1 protein-coding gene is annotated in these 11,235 nt (G+C 76.9%); it reads left to right on the top strand.

Annotated elements, in window-relative coordinates; genetic code table 11:
* The first annotated feature begins 8 nt into the window (after nt 1-8).
* Nucleotides 9-11,192 (top strand): type I polyketide synthase, encoded by an 11,184-nt coding sequence (locus AB0B83_RS14550; RefSeq protein WP_357578598.1) that lies wholly within the window; start codon nt 9-11, stop codon nt 11,190-11,192.
* The last annotated feature ends 43 nt before the right edge of the window (nt 11,193-11,235 follow it).

Genomic DNA, 11,235 nt, shown 5'->3' with positions numbered 1-11,235 from the left:
GAGATGTCATGGCGGACGAAGAGCGGCTGCGCGAATACCTGACGCGGGTCGTCGCCGAACTTCAGCAGACCCGCCAACGGCTGCGCGAGGTCACCGCCGAGGAGTCCGAGCCGGTGGCGATCGTGGCGATGAGCTGCCGCTACCCGGGCGGCATCAGCTCGCCTGAACAGCTGTGGGAGTTCGTCTCGTCCGGCGGGGACGCCATCGGCGACTTCCCCACCGACCGGGGCTGGGACCTGGAGCGGCTCTACCACGCCGACCCGGACAACGCCGGCACCTCGTACACCACCTCCGGCGGGTTCCTGCACGACGCGGGGCGCTTCGACGCCGCCCTGTTCGGCATCTCGCCGCGCGAGGCGGTCGCCATGGACCCGCAGCAGCGGCTGCTGCTGGAGACCACCTGGGAGCTGTTCGAGCGGGCCGGCATCGCCCCGCTGTCGCTGCGCGGCAGCCGCTCCGGCGTCTTCGTCGGCACCTCCGGGCAGGACTACGCCGCCGTGCTGCACCGGGCCCCCGGCGTCGAGGGCTACGTGCTGACCGGCACCGCCGCCAGCGTGGTCTCCGGCCGGCTGGCGTACACGTTCGGCCTCGAAGGCCCGTCGGTCACCGTGGACACCGCCTGCTCGTCGGCGTCGGTCGCCATCCACCTCGCCTGCCAGGCGCTGCGCCAACGCGAGTGCGGCCTCGCCCTGGCCGGCGGCGCGACCGTGCTGGCCACCCCCGGCCCGTTCGTCGAGTTCTCCCGGCAGCGCGGCCTCGCCGCCGACGGCCGGTGCAAGTCCTTCGCCGCGTCCGCCGACGGCACCGGCTGGTCCGAGGGCGTCGGCATGCTGCTGCTGGAACGGCTCAGCGACGCCCGCCGCAACGGCCACCCGGTGCTCGGCATCATCCGCAGCTCGGCGGTCAACTCCGACGGCGCGTCCAACGGCCTCACCGCCCCCAACGGCCCGTCCCAGCAGCGGGTCATCCGGCAGGCCCTGGCCGGCGCGAAGCTCACCCCCGACCTGGTCGACGTGGTCGAGGCGCACGGCACCGGCACCACCCTCGGCGACCCGATCGAGGCCCAGGCCCTGCTCGCCACGTACGGCCGGGAGCGCGGCGACGCCGCGCCGCTGCTGCTCGGCTCCATCAAGTCCAACATCGGCCACACCCAGGCCGCCGCCGGCATCGCCGGAGTCATCAAGATGGTGGAGGCGATGCGGCACGGCGTCGTGCCGGCCACCCTGCACGTCGACGAGCCCACCCCGCACGTGGACTGGGCCACCGGCGCGGTCACCCTGGTCACCGAGGCCACGCCGTGGCCGGCCGTGGACCGGCCGCGCCGCGCCGCCGTCTCCTCCTTCGGCATGAGCGGCACCAACACCCACCTCATCCTCGAACAGCCCGAGCCGGCCCGCGCCGAGGCCGACCAGCCGGAGCCGCCCGCGCCCGCGCCGGTGCTGCTCACCGGCCGCACCCGCGCCGCGCTGCGCCACCAGGCCGAGCGCTGGTCGCGGTACGTCGCCGACGACCCGGACGTGCGCCCGGCCGACGTCGCCTGGACCTCGGTGGTCTCCCGCTCGCCCCTGGAACACCGGGCGGTCGTCCTCGCCGACGACCGCGAGGGCCTGCTCGCCGCCCTGCACGCCCTCGCCGACGACCGGCCCGCCCCCGGCCTGGTCACCGGTGCCGCCGCCGAACGCGGCGGGGTCGCGTTCCTCTTCTCCGGCCAGGGCGCGCAGCGCGCCGGCGCCGGCCGGGAGCTGTACGGGACGTACCCTGTGTTCGCCGAGGCCCTCGACGAGGTCTGCGCCCACCTCGACCACCGGCTGCCCCGGCCGCTGAAGCCGCTGCTGCACGCCGAACCCGGCACCGACGAGGCGGCGCTGCTCGACCAGACCGTCTTCACCCAGGCCGCGCTCTTCGCCGTGGAGGTGGCGCTGCACCGGCTGCTCGGCTCCTGGGGGCTGGCCCCGGACATGGTCGCCGGGCACTCCGTCGGCGAGCTGACCGCCGCCCACGTCGCCGGCGTGCTCACCCTCGACGACGCCTGCGCCCTCGTCGCCGCCCGGGGCCGGCTCATGCAGGCCCTGCCCGCCGGCGGCGCGATGCTCGCCGTCGCCGCCGACGAGGCCCGGGTCGCCGAGTCGATCGCCGCGCTGACCGACCGGGTCGCCGTCGCGGCCGTCAACGCCCCCGGCGCCGTCGTCGTCTCCGGCGACGGCGCGGCCATCGACGAGCTGGCCGACCTCTGGACCGGCCGGGGGGTGAAGGTGCGGCGGCTGCGGGTCAGCCACGCCTTCCACAGCCCGCTGATGGAGCCGATGCTCGCCGAGTTCGCCGCCGTCGCCGCCGGCCTCGACCTGCGCGCCCCCACCCTGCCGGTGGTGTCCAACCTGACCGGCGAGCTGGCCGACCCGGCGCAGCTCACCGACCCGAACTACTGGGTGCGCCACGTCCGGGAGGCGGTCCGCTTCGCCGACGGCGTACGCACCCTGCGCGCCCACGGCGTCGGCACCTTCGTGGAGGTCGGCCCCGACGCCGTCCTCACCGCCGGCATCCAGGAGACCCTCGCCGAGGCCGGCGACGCCGCCCCCGCCGTGGTGGTGCCGGTGCTGCGGCGGGACCGCCCGGACCGTCGCGCCCTGCTCGCCGCCCTCGCCCAGCTCCACGTCGCCGGCACCCCGGTGCGCTGGGCGGACCTCCTCGCCGACCGGCCCGGCCGGCTCGTCGGCCTGCCCACCTACCCGTTCGAGCGGCAGCACTACTGGGTGCCGGCCGAGGCGTCCGCCGACGACACCACGACGGGCGGGGCCGGCGCGCTCGACCGGCGGTTCTGGGCGGCCGTCGAACGCGCCGACCTCGACGCGCTGCGCGACACCCTCGCCGTCACCGACACCGCCGCCGCCGAGTCGCTGCGTACCCTGTTGCCCGTCCTCGCCGACTGGCGGCGGCAGCGGCAGGAACACTCGGTGCTCGACGGCTGGCGGTACCGGGCCGACTGGCAGGTGACCGGAGAACCCGCCCCCGCCCGGCTGGCCGGCACCTGGCTGCTGGCGCTGCCCGCCGGCGGCGCCGACGACCCGGCAGTGCAGACCGTCCGGGCCGCGCTGACCGGCGCCGGTGCCGACGTGCTGCCGCTGACCGTGGAGCCGGACGCCGACCGGGCCGGCCTCGCGGCGTCCCTCGCCGGCACCGACCCCGCCGGCGTCGTCTCCCTGCTCGCCGCCGAGCCGCCCGCCGCCGACAGCACCGTCCTGCCCGGCCTGGCCGCCACCCTCGCGCTCGTGCAGGCGCTCGGCGACGCCGGCCTGGCCGCGCCGCTGTGGCTGGTCACCCGGGGCGCGGTCGCCGCCGCCTCGTACGACCGGCTCACCGACCCGGCGCAGGCCGCCATCTGGGGCCTCGGCCGGGTGGTCGGCGTCGAGGCCCCGCACCGCTGGGGCGGCCTGGTCGACCTGCCGCCGGAGCCCGACGACCGGGCCGCCACCCGGCTCGCCGCGATCCTCACGGGATCGACCGGCGAGGACCAGCTCGCGGTACGCGGCCCCGGCGTCTTCGCCCGCCGCCTCGTGCGCGCCGCCCTCGGCGACCGCCCGCCGGCGCGCCGGTTCACGCCCACCGGCACCGCCCTGATCACCGGCGGCACCGGCGGACTCGGCGCCCGCGCCGCCCGCTGGCTCGCCGCCGCCGGAGCCGAGCACGTCGTGCTGGTCAGCCGGCGCGGACCCGACGCCCCCGGCGCCGCCGAGCTGGAGGCCGAGCTGACCGGCCTCGGGGCCCGGGTCACCGTCGCCGCCTGCGACATCGCCGACCGGGCCGCCCTCGCCGACCTGCTCGACCGGGTCGAGGCCGACGGCCCGCCCGTGCGCACCGTCCTGCACGCCGCTGGCATCGCGCAGGCCACCCCGCTGGCGGAGGTCACCCCCGCCGAGCTGGCCGAGGTGACCGTCGGCAAGACCGCCGGCGCCGCCCACCTCGCCGACCTCCTCGCCGACCGGGAACTGGACGCCTTCGTCGTCTACTCGTCCATCGCCGCCACCTGGGGTAGCGGCGGGCAGGCCGGGTACGCGGCCGGCAACGCCTACCTCGACGCGCTGGTGCAGCGGCGGCGGGCCGAGGGCCGGGCCGGCACCGCCATCGCCTGGGGACCGTGGTCCGACGGCGGCATGCACGCGGCGGACGCCGAGCGCAACCTGCGCCGCCGGGGCCTGCCCGCCATGGACCCGACCGTCGCCATGGGCGCGTTGCAGCAGGCCCTCGACCACGACGACGTCACCGTGACGGTGGCCGACGTGGACTGGGCCCGGTTCGCCCCCGCGTACGCCTCCGCCCGCCGCCGGCCACTGCTGGAGGGCGTACCGGAGGCGCGGGCCGCCCTCGACGGCGGCGTCGCGGTCGACGACGGCGACGAGGGCCCGGCGGCGACCCTGCGCCGGCGGCTCGCCGGGCTGGCCCCGGCCCGCCGCGAGGAGGCCGTCGCCGACCTGGTCCGGGAACTCGCCGCCGACGTGCTCGGCCACGACGGCGGGGCCGCGGCCATCCCGGCGACCACCGCGTTCCGGGACCTCGGCTTCGACTCGCTGACCGCGGTGGAGCTGCGCAACCGGCTCGTCGCCGCCACCGGGCAGGCGCTGCCCACCACCCTGGTCTTCGACCACCCGACCCCGGTCGTGCTGGCCCGGCTCCTGCTCACCGGCCTCTTCGGCGCCGACGCCGACGCCGGGCCGGCCCCCGTCGCCGCCCCGGCCGCCGTCGACGACGACGAACCGGTGGCCATCGTCGCCATGGCCTGCCGCTACCCCGGGGGCGTCGACGACCCCGAGCGGCTGTGGCGCCTCGTCGCGGACGGCGTGGACGCCATCGGCGACTTCCCGACCGACCGGGGCTGGGACCTCGACCGGCTCTACGACCCCGACCCGGCCAACCCCGGCACCACCTACACCGACAAGGGCGGCTTCCTCGACGGTGCGGCGGAGTTCGATCCGGGCTTCTTCGGGATCTCGCCGCGCGAGGCGGCGGCGATGGACCCGCAGCAGCGGTTGCTGCTGGAGGTCTCGTGGGAGGCGGTCGAGCGGGCAGGGGTTGAGCCTGGGGTCCTACGGGGTTCGCGAACAGGGGTGTTCGTGGGCACGAATGGTCAGGACTATGGGGCCCTGCTCATGGCTGCGGGGGAGCAGGCCGAAGGGTTCGGGGCCACAGGCAACGCCGCGAGTGTGGTGTCGGGTCGGGTGGCGTACGCGTTGGGGTTGGAGGGGCCGGCGGTGTCGGTGGACACGGCGTGTTCGTCGTCGTTGGTGGCGTTGCACCTGGCGGTGCAGTCGCTGCGGCGCGGCGAGTGCGACCTCGCCCTCGCCGGCGGCGTCACGGTCATGGCCACCCCCGGCACCTTCTTCGAGTTCTCGCGGCAGCGTGGGCTGGCCGCCGACGGCCGGTGCAAGGCGTTCGCGGCGGCTGCGGACGGCACGGGCTGGGGCGAGGGCGTGGGCATGCTGCTGGTCGAGCGGCTGTCGGACGCCCGGCGCAACGGCCACGAGGTGCTGGCGATCGTGCGGGGCAGCGCCGTCAACCAGGACGGTGCCTCCAACGGGTTGACGGCGCCGAACGGCCCGTCGCAGCAGCGGGTGATCCGCCAGGCCCTCGCGGGTGCCGGGCTGGGCACCGCCGACGTGGACGTGGTCGAGGCGCACGGCACCGGCACGACGCTTGGCGACCCGATCGAGGCGCAGGCGCTGCTGGCCACGTACGGGCAGGGCCGCGAGGGGCACGAGCCGCTGCTGCTCGGCTCGGTCAAGTCGAACCTCGGGCACACCCAGGCCGCCTCGGGCGTGGCGGGTGTGATCAAGATGGTGCTGGCGATGCGGGAGGGCGTGGTCCCCGCGACGCTGCACGTGGACGAGCCGTCCCCGCACATCGACTGGTCCGCCGGGGCCGTCGAGTTGGCGATCGAGTCGCGGCCGTGGCCGGCGGTGGACCGGGCGCGTCGGGCGGCGGTGTCGTCGTTCGGCATGTCCGGCACCAACGCCCACGTGATCATCGAGCAGGCCGACGAGCCGCAGGCCGTCGCCCCCGCCGTGGCCGGCCCCGGACTGGTGGCGTCGGGCGTCGTGGTGTGGCCGGTGTCGGCGCGGTCGAAGGCCGCCCTGGCGGGCCAGGCGGCCCGGCTGGCACAGTACGTGCGCGAGCGCGCCGAGGTCGATCCGGCGGCGGTGGGCTGGTCCCTGGCGACGACCCGGTCGGTGTTCGACCAGCGGGCAGCCGTGGTCGGTGCCACCTCCGCGGAGCTGCTGGCGGGGCTGGACGCCCTCGCGTCCGGGACGCCGGCCGGCACCGTCGTCACGGCGACGGCGTCCGGCCACGGTGCGGGCCCGGTGTTCGTGTTCCCGGGTCAGGGTGCGCAGTCGGCGCGGATGGCGGCCGGTCTCGTCGGTCGTACGCCGGTGTTCGACGCGCGGCTTGCGGAGTGCCAGCGGGCCCTCGCCCCGTATCTGGACGTGGACCTCGTGTCGGTGTTGACCGGCGACGACGAGTCGTGGTTGGCGCGGGTCGAGGTCGTGCAGCCGGTGCTGTGGGCCGTCGGCATGGCCCTGGCAGCGGTGTGGCAGCACGCCGGGGTGACCCCGGCCGCGGTGGTCGGCCACTCGCAGGGCGAGATCGGTGCGGCGTGCGTGGCCGGGATCCTGTCCCTGGAGGACGCGGCGAAGGCCGTGGCGTTGCGGTCGCGGGCGCTGACGGTGCTGCGGGGCACCGGCACGATGGCGTCGGTCGATCTCTCCGCTGAGGCGGTCGCCGAGCGGCTCGGGGAGTTCCCCGGCGTGGGTGTGGCGGCGGTGAACGGCCCGTCCACGGTGGTGGTGTCGGGTCCGCCGCAGCCGGTTGCCGACCTGGTCGAGGCGTGCCAGGCCGACGGGGTGCGGGCCCGGTTGATCCCCGTGGACTACGCGTCGCACTCGGCCGCCGTGCAGGACGTCGCCGAGCAGTTGCGTGCCGACCTGGCCGACGTGACCCCGCGACAGGGCCACACCCGACTCGTCTCCACGCTGACGGGGGACTGGGTGGACCCGGCGTCGATGACAGCCGGCTACTGGTACGACAACCTGCGGCAGACCGTGCAGTTCGACGCGGCCGTGCGCGTCGCGGTCGCCGGCGGGCACACCACGTTCGTGGAGATCTCCCCGCATCCGGTGTTGACGATGCCGGTGACGGCGATCCTGGACGACGCGGGCGCGAGCGGGCACACGCTGGGCAGCCTGCGTCGGGGGGACGACGACGCGACGCGGCTGCTGACCAACCTCGCCACCGCCCACACGATCGGCCTGCCCGTCGACCTGACGGCCGTGCTGGCCCGCACCGACGCCGTCGCGCTGCCCACGTACGCCTTCGCGCACGGACGCTTCTGGCTGGACGCCCCCGCGCACCGGGTGCGCGACGTCGGCTCCGCCGGCCTCCAGGACACCGACCACCCGCTGCTCAGCGCGGCCGTACCCGTCGCCGACGACCAGACGGTGGTGCTGACCGGGCGGCTGTCGGTGCGTACCCACCCGTGGCTCGCCGACCACGCCGTCGGCGGGGCGGTGATCGTCCCCGGCACGGGGCTGGTCGACATGGTGGTCCGGGCCGGCGACGAGGTCGACGCCGGCCAGGTCGGCGACCTGACGCTGATCAACCCGCTGGTGCTCCCGCCGGCCGGCGCGGTCCAGGTGCAGGTACGCGTGGGCCCGCCCGGCGACGCCGGCGAGCGGAGCGTCACCGTGCACTCCCGCCCCGAGGAGGACGCCGACGCCGAGTGGACCCGGCACGCCGAGGGCCTGCTGCTGCCGCACCTGCCCGCCCCGACCGCCGTACCGGGGCAGTGGCCGCCGGCCGACGCCGTCGAGGTCGACGCCGACCTGGACGCCTGGTACGCGCAGATGGCCGAGGGCGGCCTCGGCTACGGCCCCGCCTTCCGTGGCCTGCGCCGGGTGTGGCGCGGCGACGGCGAGGTCTACGCCGAGGTGGCCCTGCCCGAGGAGGCGACCGCCGACGCGTCCCGCTTCGGTCTGCACCCGGCCCTGTTCGACGCGGCCCTCCAGGCCAGCGGGATCACCGCCCTGCTCGGCGACGCGGCGGACACCTCCGGGGCGGGCTGGATGCCGTTCGCCTTCCGCTCGGTCGCCCTGCACGCCCACGGCGCCACCCGGCTGCGGGCGCGGCTGCGGTCGCTCGGCCCGGACACCGTCGCGGTCACCCTCGCCGACACCGCCGGCCAGCCGGTGGCCACCGTCGAGTCGCTGACGTTCCGCCCGGTCGCCGCGGGCCGGGCCGACGAGGCCGCCGCCCTGCGCCGCACGTCGGTGTTCCACCTGGACTGGACGCCGCTGCCGGGCACCGACGCGGCGGCCGGGGAGGCCCGCTGGGCGCTGCTCGGCGACGACACCCTCGGCCTCGCCGGGGCGCTCGCCGCCGCCGGGCACCCGGTGCGGGCGCACGCCGACCTGGCAACGCTGGTCGCGGCGGTCGAGGAGTCCGGGGACGTACCCGATGTGGTGCTGGACCTGCGCTCCGGCGCGGAGACGGACCCGCAGCGGGCCGGCGCGGCCGCCCACGACGCGGCCCGCGACGCGCTCGCGCTGGTGCAGCAGTGGTTGGGCGAGCCCCGGCTGGAGCGGTCCCGGCTGGTGCTGCACACCCGGGGCGCGGTCGGCGCGGCCCCGGGCGAGGCCCCGCGCGACCTGGCCCGGGCGAGCCTGTGGGGGCTGGTGCGCTCCGCGCAGTCCGAGCACCCCGGCCGGTTCACGCTGCTCGACACCGACGACGCCGCCGCCTCCCTGGCGGCCGTCCCGGCGGCCGTCGCCTCCGGCGAGCCGCAGCTCGCGCTGCGCGACGGCGTGTCGCTGGTGCCCCGGCTGGCCCGGGCCCGCGACGCCGGGGTGCTGCCGCTGCCCGCCGACGAGGTGCCGTGGCGCCTCGACGTCACCGAGAAGGGCACGCTGGAGAACCTGGCCCTGCTGCCCGCCCCCGAGGTTTCCGGGGAGCTGCCGGCGGGCCACGTCCTGGTGGGGATGCGCGCCTCCGGGCTGAACTTCCGCGACGTGGTGCTGGCCCTCGGCATGGTCCCCGACCAGGAGGTGCTGGGCAACGAGGGCGCCGGTGTGGTGCTCGGCGTGGGGCCGGGGGTCACCGACCTCGCCCCCGGCGACCGGGTGATGGGCATCTTCTCCGGCTCGTTCTCCTCGGCGGCGGTCACCGACCGCCGGCTGCTCACCCGCATCCCCGACGGCTGGTCCTACACCGACGCCGCCGCCGTGCCCGTGGTCTTCCTGACCGCCTGGTACGGCCTGGTGGAGCTGGCCCGGCTGCGCGCCGGGGAGTCCGTGCTCGTCCACGCGGCGGCCGGCGGCGTCGGCATGGCCGCCGTGCAGATCGCCCGCCACCTCGGCGCGGAGGTCTACGGCACGGCCAGCCCCGGCAAGTGGCCGGCGCTGCGCGCCACCGGCTTCGACGACGCGCACCTCGCCTCCTCCCGTAGCCTCGACTTCGCCGACGAGTTCGCCCACCGCACCGGCGGGCGGGGCGTCGACGTGGTGCTCAACGCGCTCAGCGGCGAGTACGTCGACGCGTCGCTGCGGCTGCTCGCCGACGGCGGCCGGTTCGTCGAGATGGGCAAGACCGACAAGCGGGACCCGCAGCGGGTCGCCGCCGACCACCCGGGGGTCAGCTACCAGGTCTTCGACCTCATCGAGGCCGGCCCGGCGAAGATCGGCGCGATGCTGGCCGAGCTGATGGCGCTCTTCGCCGCCGGTGCGCTGCGGCCCCTGCCCCGGCGCACCTGGGACGTCCGGCGCGCCCCCGAGGCGTTCCGCTTCCTCAGCCAGGCCCGGCACGTCGGCAAGCTCGCCCTGAGCGTCCCGCAGGCGCCGCGGCTCGACGGCACGGTCCTGGTCTCCGGGGCGACCGGCACCCTCGGCGCGCTGCTCTGCCGGCACCTGGTCACCGCGCACGACGCCCGGCAGCTGCTGCTGGTCAGCCGACGCGGCCCGGACGCCGAGGGCGCCGACGAGCTGCTCGCCGACCTCAAGGCGCTCGGCGCGGACGTGTCGATCGTCGCCGCCGACCTGGCCGACCCGGACGCCGTGGCGGACGTGCTCTCCATGGTGGACCGGCGGCACCCGCTGCGCGCCGTCGTGCACGCCGCCGGCGTCCTCGACGACGCCACCGTCGAGTCGCTCACCCCGGACCGCCTCGACGCGGTGCTGCGGCCCAAGGCCGACGTGGCCTGGAACCTGCACCGGGCGACCCTCGGCCACGAGCTGAGCGCGTTCGTGCTCTTCTCCGCCGCCGCCGGCGTGTTCGGCGGCCCCGGCCAGGGCAACTACGCCGCCGGCAACGCGTTCCTCGACGCCCTCGCCGAGCACCGGCGGGCCCTCGGCCTGCCGGCGGTCGCGCTGGCCTGGGGCCGCTGGGCGCAGGCCAGCGGCATGACCGGGCACCTCGACTCGGCCGACATCCGCCGGCTCGACCGGGGCGGCATGGCGGCGCTCTCCAACGAGGAGGGCCTCGCCCTGTTCGACGCGGCCTGGCGCTCCGAGCGGGCGACGCTGATGCCCGCCAAGATCATCACCGGGGTGGCCGCGCCCGGTGCGCCCGTGCATCCGCTGCTGGCGAACCTGGTGCGCGCCGCCGGCCGCCGGGCCGCGGCCGGCGAGGCCGCCGACGGGCAGGCGTACGCGGAGACGCTGCGCGCCCTGCCCGCCGACAAGCGGGTACGCGCCCTGCGCGACCTGGTGCTGGCGCACGTGGCGGTCGTCCTCGGCCACGGCGACCCGGCCGGCATCGAACCGACCCGGGCGTTCCGGGAACTCGGCTTCGATTCGCTCACCGCCGTCGAGCTGCGCAACCGGCTCGGCGCGGCCACCGGGCTGCGGCTGCCGGCGACGCTGGTCTTCGACAACCCGACGCCCGAGGCACTCGCCACCCACCTGGCCGGTCAGTTCGCCCCGGCGACCCCGGCGGGCGAGGCGTCGACGGCCGGCCGGGAACTGGACCGGCTGGAGGCGGCGCTCGTCGGGCTCGACCCCACCGACGACGAGTTCCGCAAGATCACCGACCGGCTGCACGGCCTGCTGGGCCGGCTGACCGAACGGCAGGCGGACGCGGACGGTGACGACGACCTGGAGTCGGCCACCGCCGAGAACATCTTCGACCTGATCGACCGCGAGCTGGAGACGTCGTGACCACCAGCCGCAACGACATCAGCCGCAACGACATCGGCATGCC

This window comes from Micromonospora sp. NPDC049060 (assembly GCF_040649055.1).
In the GTDB taxonomy this organism is placed as follows: domain Bacteria; phylum Actinomycetota; class Actinomycetes; order Mycobacteriales; family Micromonosporaceae; genus Micromonospora; species Micromonospora reichwaldensis.
This window is presented reverse-complemented; position numbering and strand designations above follow the sequence as displayed.

Excerpts from the sequence above, each read along its gene's own strand:
- AB0B83_RS14550 (WP_357578598.1), top strand. The coding sequence starts at position 9 with ATGGCGGACGAAGAGCGGCTGCGCGAATACCTGACGCGGGTCGTCGCC.